At 73.3% G+C, this 15,217-nt stretch carries 12 protein-coding genes and 1 pseudogene; 8 read left to right on the forward strand and 5 right to left on the reverse strand.

All coding sequences use genetic code 11. The annotated features are described in order from the left end of the window. Positions 1 to 357: 357 nt before the first annotated feature. The 4 genes from ACFP1Z_RS30000 to ACFP1Z_RS30015 all read left to right on the forward strand — a co-directional run bounded on the left by ACFP1Z_RS30000 (position 358) and on the right by ACFP1Z_RS30015 (position 6,139). Positions 358 to 1,047 (forward strand): NERD domain-containing protein, encoded by a 690-nt coding sequence (locus ACFP1Z_RS30000; RefSeq protein ID WP_390320856.1) that lies wholly within the window; start codon positions 358 to 360, stop codon positions 1,045 to 1,047. Positions 1,048 to 1,316: 269 nt separating this feature from the next. Beyond that, positions 1,317 to 2,780 carry an imelysin family protein gene (locus ACFP1Z_RS30005; protein WP_390320857.1) on the forward strand — a complete coding sequence of 488 codons (1,464 nt, stop codon included), beginning with the start codon at positions 1,317 to 1,319 and terminating at the stop codon, positions 2,778 to 2,780. Positions 2,781 to 3,009: 229 nt separating this feature from the next. Next, entirely contained in the window at positions 3,010 to 4,281 is a 1,272-nt protein-coding gene (gene efeB, locus ACFP1Z_RS30010; RefSeq protein WP_390320858.1) for an iron uptake transporter deferrochelatase/peroxidase subunit, read from the forward strand. 10 nt (positions 4,282 to 4,291) lie between these two features. Then, positions 4,292 to 6,139 carry a phospholipase C gene (locus ACFP1Z_RS30015; protein WP_390320859.1) on the forward strand — a complete coding sequence of 616 codons (1,848 nt, stop codon included), beginning with the start codon at positions 4,292 to 4,294 and terminating at the stop codon, positions 6,137 to 6,139. A 40-nt stretch (positions 6,140 to 6,179) separates the two neighbouring features. Here the strand turns inward: ACFP1Z_RS30015 and ACFP1Z_RS30020 are convergent, their stop codons facing one another. Continuing rightward, positions 6,180 to 6,560 carry a BlaI/MecI/CopY family transcriptional regulator gene (locus ACFP1Z_RS30020; RefSeq protein ID WP_390320860.1) on the reverse strand — a complete coding sequence of 127 codons (381 nt, stop codon included), beginning with the start codon at positions 6,558 to 6,560 and terminating at the stop codon, positions 6,180 to 6,182. Between the two features lie 327 nt (positions 6,561 to 6,887). Between ACFP1Z_RS30020 and ACFP1Z_RS30025 the strand changes: the two genes are divergently transcribed. After that, complete coding sequence (locus tag ACFP1Z_RS30025; RefSeq protein ID WP_390320861.1) at positions 6,888 to 8,792, forward strand: transglycosylase domain-containing protein; 1,905 nt, start codon at positions 6,888 to 6,890, stop codon at positions 8,790 to 8,792. A gap of 52 nt (positions 8,793 to 8,844) precedes the next feature. Here ACFP1Z_RS30025 and ACFP1Z_RS33770 read toward each other — a convergent pair. Then, positions 8,845 to 8,967: pseudogene (locus ACFP1Z_RS33770) on the reverse strand (IS200/IS605 family transposase); the annotation flags it as partial. Positions 8,968 to 8,993: 26 nt separating this feature from the next. On the opposite strand from ACFP1Z_RS33770, the gene ACFP1Z_RS30030 reads away from it, so the two are divergent. After that, positions 8,994 to 10,139, forward strand: a complete 1,146-nt coding sequence (locus ACFP1Z_RS30030) for an RNA-guided endonuclease InsQ/TnpB family protein (RefSeq protein ID WP_390320862.1) — start codon at positions 8,994 to 8,996, stop codon at positions 10,137 to 10,139. 126 nt (positions 10,140 to 10,265) lie between these two features. Here ACFP1Z_RS30030 and ACFP1Z_RS30035 read toward each other — a convergent pair whose 3' ends face one another. The 3 genes from ACFP1Z_RS30035 to zapE form a co-directional block, all read right to left on the reverse strand. Continuing rightward, entirely contained in the window at positions 10,266 to 11,549 is a 1,284-nt protein-coding gene (locus ACFP1Z_RS30035; protein ID WP_390320863.1) for a polysaccharide deacetylase family protein, read from the reverse strand. A 42-nt stretch (positions 11,550 to 11,591) separates the two neighbouring features. After that, on the reverse strand, positions 11,592 to 12,329 hold the full coding sequence (locus ACFP1Z_RS30040; protein WP_390320864.1) for an aminoacyl-tRNA hydrolase: 738 nt from the start codon (positions 12,327 to 12,329) through the stop codon (positions 11,592 to 11,594). A 102-nt stretch (positions 12,330 to 12,431) separates the two neighbouring features. After that, a complete protein-coding gene (zapE, locus tag ACFP1Z_RS30045) occupies positions 12,432 to 13,508 on the reverse strand; it encodes a cell division protein ZapE (protein ID WP_390320886.1) in 1,077 nt (358 codons plus the stop codon). Positions 13,509 to 13,660: 152 nt separating this feature from the next. Here zapE and ACFP1Z_RS30050 point away from each other — a divergent pair, with 152 nt between their 5' ends. Together ACFP1Z_RS30050 and ACFP1Z_RS30055 are read left to right on the forward strand one after the other, a co-directional pair. Then, complete coding sequence (locus ACFP1Z_RS30050; protein ID WP_390320865.1) at positions 13,661 to 14,467, forward strand: pyrimidine reductase family protein; 807 nt, start codon at positions 13,661 to 13,663, stop codon at positions 14,465 to 14,467. A gap of 190 nt (positions 14,468 to 14,657) precedes the next feature. Further along, positions 14,658 to 15,170: an indole-3-glycerol phosphate synthase gene (locus ACFP1Z_RS30055; protein WP_390320866.1), complete on the forward strand. Its 513-nt coding sequence runs from the start codon at positions 14,658 to 14,660 to the stop codon at positions 15,168 to 15,170. Positions 15,171 to 15,217: the final 47 nt, after the last annotated feature.

Below are 15,217 nucleotides of genomic sequence, written 5' to 3' on the forward strand. Positions count from 1 at the left end.
CGGGGGGTTGGGGGGGGGGGAGGGTGTGATGGCCTACGGGCTCGTGTGCGGCTGCACGGCGTCCGGAAGGCGGCCGACGTTGGCGCGGCGGCCGCTACGGCCGGGGCCGGTGGTGGAAGCGGGCGCGTCGCCGCGCGCGGAGGACGGGTCACCGGTGCTCTCCCGGCGCGGCGCACCTCCTGCGCGCCGCGCCCGGAACCGGTCCCGGCGGCCACGACGGACGGGGGGACCGCGCGACCGGGCGCTGGTGAGGCCCCGCGAGCGGGGGGATGTCGCGGGGCCTCACCCGGACAACGGTCCTGCGGCCGGGTTGGTTCCCGGGCTTCTGCGGCAAGATGGCGGGTGGGGGTGGTCGGTGTGCGGGAGCGGCCGGACGGCAAGAAGAGCGCGAACGGGCGGACCTTCGACCCCGAGCGGCTGTTCCTGCCGCCCGACGACGACCTCGCCCCCAACCGCCCCGGCGAGACGCTCCGGGCCCGCCTGGCCGCCTCCGGCACCGGCCGCGCCGGTCTCCTCCTCGCCCGTCTCCTGGGCCGGCACCCCGTCGAGGACCGCTGGCGGCGGACCCTCGTCGCCGAGCAGACCGTCGGGGCCGCCCTGGACGAACTCGCGGCCGCCGACTGGGACGTCCTCCACTCGATCGTGCTGCCCGGCGACGCGGTCGTCCCCCACCTGCTCATCGGCCCCGGCGGCGTCTTCTCCCTCACCGCCGTCCCCAGCCACCGGGCGCGGGTGCACGTGGGCGAGACCTCGGTACGCAGCTCCCGCGAGCGGCAGCCGTATCCGTACGTGCGCGAGGCCCGGCACGACGCCGCGCGCTCCTCGCTCGTGCTCTCGCGCGGGTGCGGCTTCGTGGTCCAGGTGCGGCCGGTGCTGGTGTTCGTCGGCGCCGAGCACGTGGAGGTCGCGCCGGCGCTGGACGACGTCCGCGTCCTGACGGACGACCAGGTGCCCGACCTCGGCGCGCTCGGCGGCGTCCTGCACCCGCAGCGCGTCGACCGCGTCCACACCGTGGCCCGCAACCGGCGGGTGTGGCTCTGGGCGTGACGCGGCGTCATGCGCGCTGTCACGGTGGCGGGGCGCGTGTGGCGTCACCCGGGTGAAGTCGCGCGGCCTTTCCCGGCCCGGGAGGTGTCGGCGGCCGGGGTCCGCGGTGGTCCGGTGCGAGCATGCCTTCTCCGGGCCGTGGCCCGGGGGAACAGGGGCCACGAATCCGGGCCGGGGCCCGGACGGGCCGTGTGCGCGCCGGAGTGACGGCGCGGTGCCCGGACCCGGGGACCCGGCCGTGAACCCACCGACCGTGAGGAGGCCGTACCGTGCGGAGGGCGGACACGGTCCGCCGGTTGCTCACCGGGTACGTGGCCGGGACGGCCGGGCGGCGCCGGGCGGTTCGTGGGGCGGTCATGGACGAGCGGACGCTCCCCGGCCGCGCCGGCGCGGGGCGCTCGGTGTGCGGCGCGGTGGCGGGCCGGGTGTCGGAGTGGGGTGGCAGCAGGGGCTGCGGTGCCGGTGAGGGGGCCGTGTACGGCGGGGAGGCCGTCGTGCGGCGGGGGTTCGGTGCACCGGCGGAGGCGGTGCCGGCGCGGGGGCGGTGCTGCGAGTGGGGGCCCGTGCGTGGTGGGGATGTCGTGCGGCTGGTGGTCAGTGTTGGTGTGCTGTTCGTCGTGTCCGTGGGGTCCCTGGGCGAGCCGGGGCGTTCTCCCGGTGAGGGGGGCGGTGTCGTCGACGTCTCGCCCGGTGGCTGCGGCCGCGGTTGGGGCGGGGGGCTGCCCGGGCTGCGGGCCTTCGAGGTTCGTAACACCTCCGTCGGCGCCGCCGACGTGCACCTCGTCGACCCCGGGACCGGGGCCGTGTACGCGGAAGCCGAAGGGCTGGGCCCGGGCGCGGCCAGGACCGTGCGGGCGCGGCTCGGGCGGGGCGCGTACGCCTTCGTCTGCCTCTTCGACGACGCGGACGCGGTCACCGGCCCCACCGTACGCGTCACCGGCGGCCCGCCCCCCGGCCCCGCCGCCGTGCCCGTGACCCGGCAGGACCTCGTCCCGGCCGTCCTGGACCAGCAGCGCCGCCTCGGCGCGCGCCTTGACGGGCTCGTGGCCGCGACGGACTCCCTGCGCGCGGCGGTCGAGGACGGCGACCGGGACGGCGCGCGGGCCGCCTGGCTCGACGCCCATCTGCGGTACGCGCGGCTGGGCGCCGCCTACGGCGCCTTCGGCGCGGTGGGCCGGGCCGTCGACGGCACCGACGCGGGCCTTCCCGGCGGGGTGCGCGACGCGGACTTCACCGGCTTCCACCGGATCGAGTACGGGCTGTGGCACGGCGAACGGGGCCCCGGACCGCGCCGCGCGGCCCGCCGCCTCGCCGCCGACGTCCGTGCGCTGCGCGCCGGTTGGGACGGCGTCCGGCTGGATCCGCTGGATCTCGTGCGGCGCGCGCACGAGATCCTGGAGGACACCCTCCAGGACGAACTGACCGGCCGCACCGACTACGGCAGCGGCAGCGGCCTCGCCACGGCCCGCGCGCACCTGGACGCGGCCCGCGCCGCGCTCGACAGCCTGCGCCCCGTGCTGCGCTCCCGGATGCCCCGCCCCGCCCTCGCGTCGCTCGACGCCCGCCTGGACCGTACGCGGCGGGACTTGGAGGAGCACCTCCGCCACGGCGAGTGGACCCCGCTGTCCCGGCTGAGCCGCGCCCAACGCGCCCTGCTGGACGCCGATTTCGGCGACGCGGCGGAACGGCTGGCGCGGGTGGCGGCGCTGTGCGAGCCACGGAGGGCGGCATGAGGGCCGTACGGCGGGGCGGCGCGGCCGCGGTCCGCACCCGGCCGGGCCGTCGCCCCCGGGCGCGGGCGGCCGCCGGGACCACCGGAGGCCCGCTCTCCGGCACCGTGACGGTCACGACCGCCGGTACGGCCGACGCCGCCCGGGACCCCCGGCCGACGTCCCGGAACGCCCGTGCGGCGGCCGGGCGCGCGGGATCAGACTGCCGAAAGGCCCCGCCCGGGAGCGCCCCGTGACCCGGGTGCCCCGCCGGGGGCTGCTCCGCGGGGCCGCCGCAGCCGTGGGGGCCGGGATCGCGGTGGCCGGTGCCCGTGGGGTCCGTACCGCAGGTGACGCCCGTACGCCCGCGACAACTCCCGCCGCACCCGGGGGCACCGCCCCCGTGGGCTTCCACGGGCCCCGGCAGGCCGCCGTGCTCACCCGGCCCCGCCGCGCCACCGCCTTCACGGCCTTCGACGTCACCGCGCGGGACGCGGGCGAACTCACCGAGCTGTTGCGGACGCTCACCGGGCGGGCCCGGTTCCTGACCGGCGGCGGTGTGCCCGAGCCCCTCGGGATCACGGCGCCGCCGTCCGACTCGGGGCTGCTGGGCCCCCAAGTCCCCCCGGACGGCGGCCTCCTGGTGACCGTGGGCGTGGGATCCTCGCTCTTCGACGGCCGCTTCGGGCTGGCCGGGCGCGCGCCCCGGCGGCTGCGGCCCATGCCCGTCTTCCCCGACGACGACCTGCGGCCCGACTTCTGCCACGGCGATCTGAGCGTTCAACTGTGCGCGGACAGCCGGGACACCGTGCTGCACGCCCTGCGCGACATCACCCGGCACACGCGCGGCGGCCTGCGCGTCCGCTGGCGCGTGGACGGCTTCACTTCCCCGCCCCGCCCCACGGGCACCCCGCGCAACCTGTTCGGTTTCAAGGACGGCACGTCCGGCCCCGACCCGCGCGACGCGCGGCAGACGGAGCGCCTGGTGTGGACGGACGCGCGCGCCGGGGAGCCCGCCTGGGCGGCCGGTGGCACGTACCAAGTCGTGCGGATCATCCGTATGCTCGTCGAGTTCTGGGACAGAATCCCGCTCACCGAGCAGCAGCGCATCCTCGGCCGTGACCGCGACACCGGCGCCCCGCTCGACGGCGTCCACGAGACCGACGCACCCGACTACGCCCGCGACCCCAAGGGCGACGTGACCCCGCTGGACAGCCACATCCGGCTCGCCAACCCGCGCACACCGCAGACGGCGCAACAGCAGCCGCTGCGCCGCTCCTACACCTACGACCGGGGCACCGACAGCAACGGCGAGCTCGACATGGGGCTGCTGTTCTGCTGTTACCAGCGGGACCCGGTGGGCCAGTTCACGGCCGTACAGCGGCGGCTGGCCGGGGAGCCGCTGACCGACTACGTCAAGCCGTTCGGCGGCGGCTGGTTCTACGTGCTGCCGGGGGTACGGGATGCCGCCGACTGGTACGGGCGCGCGCTGCTGACGACGCCGGGAGCGACCGGAGAAAGGTGAGGGACGCACGATGGCCGCAACCAGGGGAGCACGCAAGGGGGTTCGCCTCCGGCAGTCCGTCGTCCTCGCGGCCGTGGCGCTGGCCGTACCGCTCACCGCGGCGCCCGCCCCCGCGCCCGCCCAGGACACCGCCTCGCCGGTCAAGCACCTCGTCGTCGTCTTCGACGAGAACGTCTCCTTCGACCACTACTTCGCCACCTACCCGCAGGCGGCCAACACCGACGGCACCCGCTTCACCGGCCCCCGCGCCTCCGCCGTGCGGATCGACAACCTGCGCACCGCCGGACTGCTGCGCCGCAACCCCAACCAGTACGCCCCCCGGCGGCTCGGCCCGCAGCAGGCCATGACCTGCGACCAGAACCACTCCTACAGCCCCGAGCAGTACGCAGCCGACGGCGGCCGCATGGACGGCTTCGTGCAGCACACGGGCGCCGGCACCTGCTCCGGGCACCTGTACGGCGAACCCGGGCTGGTCATGGACTACTACGACGGCAACACCGTCACCGCGCTGTGGAACTACGCCCGCCTCTACGCCCTCAACGACCGTTTCTTCGCCACCACCTACGGGCCGTCGACGCCCGGCGCCCTCAACCTCGTATCCGGGCAGACGCACGGCGCGGTCTCCGTCGACCCCGCCTCCGGCACCGAGCACCCCCGGCCGTTGCGGCGTCCGGCCGCGTCCGTCGTCGCCTCCCCCGACGCGCACGGAGTCGGTACGGTCGTCACCGACCCGGAACCCGCCTACGACGACTGCTCGGACGCCGACCACACCGCCAAGGACCCGCTCGCCGCGCTCGGCGGACGCACCATCGGCGACCGGCTCAACGACAAGGGCGTCAGCTGGGGCTGGTTCCAGGGCGGCTTCCGGCCCAGTACGCCCTGGGACGGCAGGCGCGGCCACTACGCGCGCTGCTCCGGCACCGCCCACACCAACGTCGGCGGTGCCCGGGTCATCGACTACAGCCCGCACCACGAACCGTTCCAGTACTACGCGTCCACCGCCAACCCGCACCACCTGCCGCCGCGTTCCGTCGCCGAGATCGGCCACCGCGGACCCGCCAACCACCAGTACGACCTCAGCGACTTCGACGCCGCGCTGCGGGCGGGCCGGCTGCCCGCCGTCAGCTTCCTCAAGCCGCCCGCCTTCCAGGACGGGCACGCCGGCTACTCCGATCCGCTCGACGAACAGCGCTTCCTCGTCGAGTGGATCAACAGGATCCAGAGTGCGCCGCAGTGGCGGGACACCGCCGTCGTCATCGCCTACGACGACTCCGACGGCTGGTACGACCACGTGTGGGCCCCGCCGCTCAACGGCTCGCGCGACAGCCGCCGGGCCGCCGGCGGCGCACCGGTGGACGCCCCCGCCTGCCGGTCCGGTCCCGCTCCGGCCGGCGGCTACGCGGACCGCTGCGGGCCCGGCCCCCGGCTGCCGCTGCTGGTGGTCTCCCCGTACGCCAGGGCCGGCACCGTCGACCACACCCGTACCGAGCAGACCTCGGTCCTCAAGTTCATCGAGTGGAACTGGCGCACGGCGCGCATCGGTGACGCGTCCTTCGACGCGCGGGCGGGCTCGCTGCTGGGCATGTTCGACTTCGCGCACCCCGACCGGCGGCGGGTGCTGCTGGGTGCGGACGGGTCCGTGAAGTCGGTCGGGCCGATCACGCGGGTGGCTCCTGCCCGTACGCGGATCGCTGTGGGGGCCTCGGGGCCCCGGTCGGCCGTCCCTGCCGCGTCCTCCGCCGGTGAAGGCGGCCCCGGCGGCAGGGCCCTGGTCACGGCCGGGGTACTGGCGGCTGCCGGAGCGGGGGCGGTGGTGGTGCTGCGGAGGCGTGCGGCCAGGGGGCGGGAGGGCGGATGATGTGATGTAACTGGGGGCTCGGCCCCCAGACCCCCGGTCCTCAATCCAGCAGCGCCCTCAGCAACCTTCCGTCCCCCTCCGGGAGTTCCGTCGCGAAGCGGGCCAGAACCACCTCGCGGTCGGGGACTTCGTCGAGGATGCGGCGCATGCGGCGGGCGGCCAGGCCCGCCTCGTCGGTGACGGGCGCGTACGCGTAGGCGCGGCCGCGCGGGGTGCGGGTGAGCACCTCCTTGCCGTGCAGCCGGCTCAGGATCGTCACGACCGTGCTGTACGTCAGCCCGCCGGAGAGCCGGCCCTGGACCTCACGCGGCGTCAGGGGCGCCCCGGCCCGCCGCAGTACGGCGAGCACCTCGCCCTCCAGGGCCCCGCTCGCCCGGCGGCGGCTGTGGCGCCGGGCGGCGGCCGGAGCGGCGGCGCCCATGAGTTGCGGTGTTCCTTCAGGATTTGTCGCGAGGGTATGAGGTGGCATGGCCCGAAATGGTGTGGATTTACAAGGGAGTAGAAGCTTACGCTACCCGAATGAACACCATAGGGTCGAGCGGTGTTCGAACGACGAAAAGGGGCGCATGCCCGGAAACCCCGGAAACCCTCCGCTCCGGCGAACCCTGCTCCGGCGAACCCGTCCCCTCCGCCCGGGCGGCCACCCGCCCGGGCGCGCCGCAGGCGAGCCGCCCCCCGCCGCGGGTTCCGCGGCGCGGCCCTGCTCCGCCGGCTGCGTCCCGCCTATCCCCGCCCGGGGCGGCGGGGGTTGCGCCGCTGGATACCCTCCTGGCGGCAGACGCTGGGGCTGTTCGCCGGCACGTTCGGGGTGCTCGTGGCGCTCGTAGGGATCATGTACGCCAACACCTCGATACCCGCGGACCTCAACGCCTTCGCCACCCAGCAGGACAACGTCTACTACTGGGCCGACGGCACCGAGATGGCCCGCACCGGCGAGGTCAACCGCCAGGACACCGCGCTGGAGAAGGTCCCCGAATCGGTGCGCTGGGCCGTACTGGCCGCCGAGAACGAGACGTTCTACTCCGACAGCGGCATCTCGCCCAGCGGCATGGTCCGCGCCGTCTCCAAGATGGTCACCGGCGGTTCCACACAGGGCGGTTCGACCATCACCCAGCAGTACGTCAAGAACGCCTACCTCAATCAGCGGCAGACCTTCTCCCGCAAACTCACCGAGATGTTCATCGCGATCAAGCTGGACAACAAGCTCGACAAGGACGAGATCCTGGAGCGCTACCTCAACACCAGCTGGTTCGGCCGCGGCACCTACGGCATCCAGCGTGCCTCGCACGCCTACTACGGCAAGGACGTCTCCAAACTCAATGCCAGCGAGGGCGCGTTCCTCGCCTCCCTGCTCAAGGGCGCGGGCATGTACGACCCGGCGCTCGGCGGGAAGAACCGCGAACGGGCCGTCGAGCGCTGGAAGTGGACCCTGGACCGGATGGTGGCCATCGGCAAGCTCTCGAAGGAGGAGCGGGCCCGCTACACCGACTTCCCCGAGCCGCAGGCCCCGCCCAGACCGGCCGGGCTGACCGGGCAGGTGGGCTATCTCGTCGAGACCGCCCGCTCCTACGTCAGCGCCCACACCGACGTCTCCGACCACGACTTCGACCTCGGCGGCTACCAGATCCGCACCACCTTCGAGAAGCCCAGGATGCAGGCGCTGGAGAACGCCGTGCAGGAGGCGACCGGCAAACTCGACCCGGAGCGGCGCCCGGCCGACAAGGACGTGCGGATCGGCGCCGCCTCCGTCACCACCGACGGGCGCCTCGTCGCCCTCTACGGTGGCCCCGGCTATCTCAAGCAGGGCTTCAACGACGCCAATTCCACCGTCGTCCCGGCCGGCAGTGCCTTCACCCCGTTCGTCTACGCGGCGGGGCTGAGCGAGGGCGTGCAGAAGGAACGCGGCGCGCCCCGCGCGCCCGTCGCCCCCACCACCGTCTACGACGGCGACAACAAGATCACGCTGCGCACCCCCGAGGGCCCGTACTGGGACCGCGCCGGACGGATCTTCAAGGGCACCAACGACGGCGACAAGTCCTTCGGGAAGATCACCCTGCACGAGGCGGTCGTGCAGTCCGCCAACACCCCCATGCTGCAACTGGGCATGGACGTCGGACTGGACGAGGTCGGCAAGGTCGCCGTGCGCAGCGGGCTGCTGGAGAGCAGTCTCGGCGCCCGGGTCCCCGCGTTCTCGCTCGGCAACACCCGGCCCAGTGCCATCCGTATGGCCGGGGCCTACGCCACCTTCGCGGAGGGCGGCAGGCACAGCGAGCCGTACTCCGTCGACCGGCTCAGCCGCAACGGCGACGCGATCGCGGTCGACAAGCCCGAGCCCGAGCAGGCGCTCTCACCGGGCGTCGCGAGCGCCGTCGACAACGCGCTCAAGGACGCCGTGCAGCGCGGCACCGGTACGACCGCCCGAGCGGCGGGCACGGGCGCCGCGGGCAAGACCGGCACCGATCCGGACAACAAGTCCGCCTGGTTCATCGGTTACCGGGGCAAACTGGTCACCGCCGTCTCGCTGACGCGCATCGACCCGCAGACCCAGGAACTGCAGCCGGTCACCGGGCTCGGCGGCGCCCCGCAGTCGGCGCCGGGCAGCACCCTCCCGATCGGCATCTGGACGAAGTACATGGTGGCGCAGAAGAACTGAGCGGGGCGCGGGGGGGTGGTGCCGGGACGGTACGGGGCCCGGCGCCGCCCCCCTCCATGCGTGTCAGGTGCCGGTCGGAGAACACCGTGTGCCGGTACTTCGTCACGAAAACCAGGTGCACATGGGGCACAAACGTGCAATGTCGATCAGTACGGATCTTCTGGTACCCAGCCATAAACCAGCCGCAGTAGGCTGATCGGCGTGCAATTGAGGTACAGGTTCCGGCTGTACCCGAACGGGCCTCAGTGTGCTGCGCTGGCCAGGGCGTTCGGGTGCGCCCGTGTCGTGTTCAACGACGCGTTGCGCATCCGCAGGGATGCCTACGAGCGGGGTCGCCCGTACCCGTTGATCGGTGACCTGTCCAGGAAGGTCATCACCGAAGCGAAGAGGACGCCCGGGCGCGCATGGCTCGCCGAGGTGTCCTCCGTGGTGCTGCAGCAGTCCCTGCGGGACCTGGATGCCGCGTACTCCAACTTCTTCGCCTCGCTCAGGGGTACCCGGAAGGGCCCGAGGACGGGGCCGCCGAAGTTCAGGAAGAAGACCGGCCGTCAGGCCGTTCGGTTCACCAGGAATGCCCGGTTCGCTGTCACCGGGGACGGCAGGCTCCGGCTTCCGAAGATCGGGGACGTGGAGGTGCGCTGGTCCCGGCGGCTTCCTTCCGAGCCGTCTTCGGTGACGGTCATCAAGGACGCGGCGGGCCGGTACTTCTGCTCGTTCGTCGTGGAGACCGGGGACAAGCCCCTGCCCGAACTGGACCGGGACGACAGTGACACCGGTATCGACCTGGGACTGTCCTCGTACGCGGTCCTGCGCGGACGGAAGATCAGGACGCCGAAGTTCTTCCGCCGGGCGGAGCGCAGGCTCAAGCGCGCTCAGCGCAAGCTGTCCCGCTGCCGCAAGGGCAGCAGCAACCGACGTAAGGCCAGGCAGGCTGTAGCGAAGGTTCATGCGCGTATCGCCGACCGGCGGCGCGACTTCATCGAGCAGGAAACCACCAGGGTGGTCCGCGAGAGCCAAGCGGTCTACCTGGAAGACCTGAACGTGAAGGGCATGGCCCAAGGCTTCGGCAAGTCCGTGCACGATCAGTCATGGGGCATGTTCGCCCGCACGCTCGAAGCCAAGTGCGCACGGTACGGGCGTACCTTCGTCAAGGTCGACCGGTTCTTCCCCTCCACCCGGTTGTGCTCGCACTGCGGAGCACTCACCGGACCGAAGGGGAGGGAAGGACTGCGGATACGCACGTGGACGTGCGACTGCGGAACCACCCACGACCGGGATCAGAACGCCGAGTACAACCTCCGTCTTGAGGGACGGAGCATCGTGGCCGAGGGGCGCCCGGACACGTAAAACGCCTCGTGGAGCCCGTGTAAGACCCGGCAGGCCGGGCGGTGGGCGATGAAGCAGGAACCACCTACGACCGCCGCTCAACAACGGCGGCCCGGTGGGAAACTCCACCCTTCAGGGTGGAGAGCGTCAATTGACGAAGGTCTTCCAGTCCGGGGACTGCGCCGGGTCCAGCCCCCGCAACTGCTGCAGCACCTTCGGGTCCTGCGCGTCCAGCCAGTCGGCGACCTGCTTGAAGGTCACGCAGCGCACGCCGTCGCGCTTGCACACCGCCTTGACGACATCCTCGATCGCCTTCATGTAGATGCCGCCGTTCCAGTCCTCGAAGTGGTTCCCGATGAACAGCGGGGCCCGGCTGCCGTTGTAGACCCGCTCGAAACCGTTGAGATACCCGTCGCGGGTCAGTTTGCGCCACTCCGCGTACTTCGCGGGATCGCCCTTGGTGTTGTCACCGGACTGGTTGTACAGGAAGTTGAAGTCCATCGACAGCACCTGCTTCTCGCTCTTGGGGTACGGAAGCAGTTGCAGCGGGAAGTTCCAGACGCCGTCGGTCTTCGACGGCCAGATCTGGAAGTCGCCCGGGGACGAGGCGTCGTAGCGCCAGTTGAAGCCCTTCGCCACGGATATGAGGTTCTTCTGCCCCTCCAGACACGGGGCGCGGCCGCCCACCAGCTCCTTCTTGTAGTCGAAGGGCAGCGGCGGCAGATTCTTCCAGCCGGTGTTCGTCTTCCAGTTCTCGACGAACGCGTAGGACTGCTCCACCTCGCTCTGCCACTCCGCGACGCTCCAGTCGCCGCCGCCCTTGGCGCCGCAGAAGTGCCCGTTGAAATGGGTGCCTATCTCATTGCCGTCGAGCCAGGCGCCGCGCAACTGCTCCAGGGTGTCCTTGATATGAGGGTCGGTCGCGTACGAGATCGCCGCCTCGCCCGGCTTGTGCTGCGGCGGCCGGTACAGATTGGACTTCGACTTCGGCAGCAGATACATGCCGCTGAGGAAGAACGTCATCTTGGCGTTGTTGTCCTTGGCGACCTCCCGGAAGTGCGAGAAGAGATGGTCGTCGCCCTCCAGCGCGCCGTCCCAGGAGAACACCACGAACTGCGGTGGTTTCTCCCCCGGCTTGAGCCGCTCCGGCTTGGGCTGGTTGGGCTGCGGGCCCGTGTAGGAGGTCGAACCGTCGCCCAGGACCTGGACCTTGCCGTCCCAGCCCTCCGCGTACCGCTCGTCGCGGGTCTTGAACTCCCGCTGCCCGCCGTCGTCCTGCTTCTTCTCCCCGGACGCGCTCGCCGAGGGCGCGACGGTGGCCGCGGCCGTGCTCTGGCCGTCACTCTCCTTGCCGCAACCCGACAGCCCGGCCGCGAGGGCGGCGACGGCGGTGACCCAGGCCGTCGCGCCGCGTACGGTCCTCTTCGACAACTTCCTACCCCCTGGCGCCAAAACACACGTTCTGAGCCAGTATCACAGGTCGCCCGAAGCACCCCGGAGCGCCGGGTGGTCCGCGACCACCGTGCACGAACCGGGAGCGATCTCAGTGAATCCGGCATCCCGGACAAGCGGCAGTCCGCTCGCCGTCAGCTCCGCCCACTGCCCCGGCTCCGCCGTCCGTACCGCCAGCGCGAAACCGGACGCCCGCCACTTCTCGCGCGCCGCCCCGTCCAGCGCCCACCACGCGAGCTGCGCGCCGTGACCGGCCTGCGCCATCGCCTTGCCCGCCGACATCTCCAACTCCGGGTTCAGCCACAGCACGGGCAGCCCGGCAGCGGGCGCGGCGGGCCGCTCGGGGTCGTCGAGCTCGGTGCCCGACACCTGCAGCTTGACCAGCTCCTTGGGCCAGCCGTCCAGCGGTACGGGCGGATAGACCCGCACCTCCGCGCGCTCGCCCGACGCCGTGATGCCCGGCAGCGCCGACGCCCTGCGCCACTCCGCCCCGCGCGCCCGGCGCACCACCTTGCGGATCCGGGCGTCCTCCCAGTCCCGCACGGCCCGGGCCCACTCGCCCTCCTCGCCGTCCCCCTCCCGCACACGCTCGTCCGACAACAGCGCGAGCACCGCGCGGGCGGCCGTCTCCAGGGCGTCGGTACGGGCCGGCGGGGCGTCCTTCTCGATCCGCACGACGAGCGGGAGCACGAACTGCGGGGCGGCGTCACGGGGATCGCCCGAGCCGGGAGCGGCGGGAGTGGCGGGAGTGCTGGTCACGTCCCCAGTCTGCCAGCCGGTCGGTGCCGCTCGCCCTCGCGGCGGGAGCGAGCGGGAGCGAGGGGGCGCGTACGGGCCGTACTCCTCGCCCCCGCAAGGGCGTTACCCCTCCGCGAGCGGCTTCGCGTCGCGGGCGAGCGCCGTCAGCCGGGAGATCGCCCGGAAGTACTTCTTGCGGTAACCGCCGCGCAGCATCTCCTCGCTGAACAACTCGTCGAACGGGCGGCCCGAGGCGAGCACCGGCACCTCGCGGTCGTACAGCCGGTCGGCGAGCACCACCAGCCGCAGCGCCGTCGACTGGTCCGGCACCGGCTCCACGCCCGTCAGGCACACCGCCGTGATCCCGCCGCACATCGCGCCGTAGCGGCTCGGGTGCACCTTCGACAAGTGGTCGAGCAGGGCCGGGAAGGCGTCCAGCGAGGCGCCCGGGGTCGCGTGCGCGGCCCGGGTCACGGTCGCGTCGCCGTACGGGGCCGGGGCCTGCGGCAGACCGCGGTGCCGGTAGTCCTCGCCGTCGATCCGCAGCGCCCGGAAGTGCGCCGACAGCCCCTGGATCTCGCGCAGGAAGTCCGCCGCCGCGAACCGGCCCTCACCCAGCCTGCCCGGCAGCGTGTTGGAGGTCGCGGCGAGCGCCACGCCCGCCTCGACCAGCTTGCCGAGCAGGGTGGAGACCAGCACCGTGTCGCCCGGGTCGTCCAGCTCGAACTCGTCGATGCACAGCAGGCGGTGGCCGCCCAGGGTCCGCACGGTCTGCTGGAAACCCAGCGCGCCCACGAGATTGGTCAGCTCCACGAAGGTGCCGAACGCCTTCTGCTCGGGCGCGGCCGGGGTGGCGTGCCAGAGCGAGGCCAGCAGGTGCGTCTTGCCGACGCCGTAGCCGCCGTCCAGATACACCCCGCGCGGACCGGCCCCCGCCGAGGGGCGCGCCTCGCGCTCCCGCCGGAACCAGCGCCTGCGCCCGCCGCCGCCCCCGCCGCCGAGGCCCTGCGCGAAGCCGCCGAGCACCCGCACGGCCTCGGCCTGGCTGGGCTGCTCCGGCGCCGGGATGTAGTTCTCGAACCGCGCACCCCCGAACCGCGGCGGCGGCACCATCTCGGCGACCAGCCGGTCGGCGGGCACGTGCGGGGTCCGCGAGGTCAGCGCGACGGGACCGCCGTCGGCGGTGGCCAGTGCGGACACCGTGGCAGAAGTGGACGATGTGGAGGACGACACAACGGTCCAGGGTAGTCGCTCCCGCGTACGACCCGGTGGGGCGGCGGCTGTGGCACGGGCGACACCTGCGGCACCCCTGACCCGGGCCCGGCGCCCCCGCCCGTGCCAGACTGCCGCCCATGCGACGCCTGTTCCCCCTGCCCACCGCCCCGGCCGGCCCCACGGTGCCCTCGACGGCCCGGCCCGCCGAGGACCGCACCTGGGAGCTCGCCGAGCTCGCCGACGCCTACGCCTATCCGCAGCCCTCCGGCGGCGGTGCCGGACGGCCGTGGCTGCGGGCCAACATGGTCTCCTCGCTCGACGGCGCCGCCCACCACGAGGGGCACTCGCAGCCGCTGTCGAGCGACGCCGACATGCGGATCTTCGGCACCCTGCGCGGACTCGCCGACGCCGTCGTGGTCGGCGCGGAGACCGTACGGCAGGAGGGCTACCGGCCCGCGCGGGCCCGCGCCGCGTTCACGGCGCGGCGCGCGGCGCTCGGGCAGAAGCCCGCGCCCGCGATCGCGGTCGTCAGCGCGAGCCTGGACCTGGACTTCTCGCTGCCGCTGTTCACCGACCCGCTCGTCCCCACGCTGGTGCTCACCGGCGCCGCCGCCCCCGCCGAACGCGTCCGCGCGGCCCGCGCGGCCGGCGCCGAGGTGATCGTCGCGGGGGAGGGGAAGGGCGTGGACGCCGCGCGGGTGCCCGGAGTGCTGGCCGAGCGCGGGCTGACCCGGCTGCTCACCGAGGGCGGGCCGCGGCTGCTCGGCCAGTTCACCGCGGCGGGCGTGCTGGACGAGCTGTGCCTGTCCCTGGCCCCGGTGCTCGCCTCGGGCACCGCGAGCAGGATCGCGACCGGCCCCGCCGTCGCCGTGCCCGAACGCTTCGTCCTCGCGTCGGTCCTGGAGGAGGGGGGATTCCTCTTCACCCGCTACCACCGGATCTGACCGCCGGATCTGACAATCGGTGGAATTTGCCCTTCCGGTTACTCCTCGGTGGGCAGAATTGGGTCAGACGCGCTCCACGGGGCACGTGATCGCACAGGCAGGCCCGGAGGGCACGCGCAGGATGGTTTCTGTCGGGCCGCCGCGGCCGCGACGTCGGGCCCAGCGGCCCACGAGGAGAAGGGCTCCCGCCGTGTTCACGAGCGTATTGATGATCGAACAGCCGCTGTCCGCCACGGACGTCGACTTCGTCACCTCCCTCCACGACGACCAGATGTCCTTCGTGGTCCTCATGCAGCCCAGAGGCGCCCAGGACCGGCTGCTGCGCGCCATCGACGACGTCGCGCTCGGCGAACTGGACGAGGCCGTGCACGAGGCGGACCAGCCGGAGGGAGAACTGGCCCGCAAACCCGCCGAGCTCGCCCTGGAACACTCGCTCAAGCGGCTCCGCGCGGCCGGGTGCGAGGCGGTGGGCCAGCTCGTCGAGAGCCATCCGCTGGACCTGCTGCGGTCCGTCGTCGACCAGACCCACGCCGACGAGGTCATCGTGCTGACGGCCCCGCACCTGGTGGAGGAGTTCTTCCACCGCGACTGGGCCTCACGGGCCCGGCACAGAGTCGGGGTCCCCGTCCTCAAGCTCTACGCGCATGGCGACGAGGACCGGGGCGAGGACGAGGAGACGGGCGCGGGGGAGAACGCGGGCTGAGACGGGTTCGGCTTCCGCCGCCGGGCGGTCGCGTCGCCGCCGGGTAC

This window comes from Streptomyces gamaensis, from assembly GCF_042656465.1.
Lineage (GTDB): Bacteria > Actinomycetota > Actinomycetes > Streptomycetales > Streptomycetaceae > Streptomyces > Streptomyces gamaensis.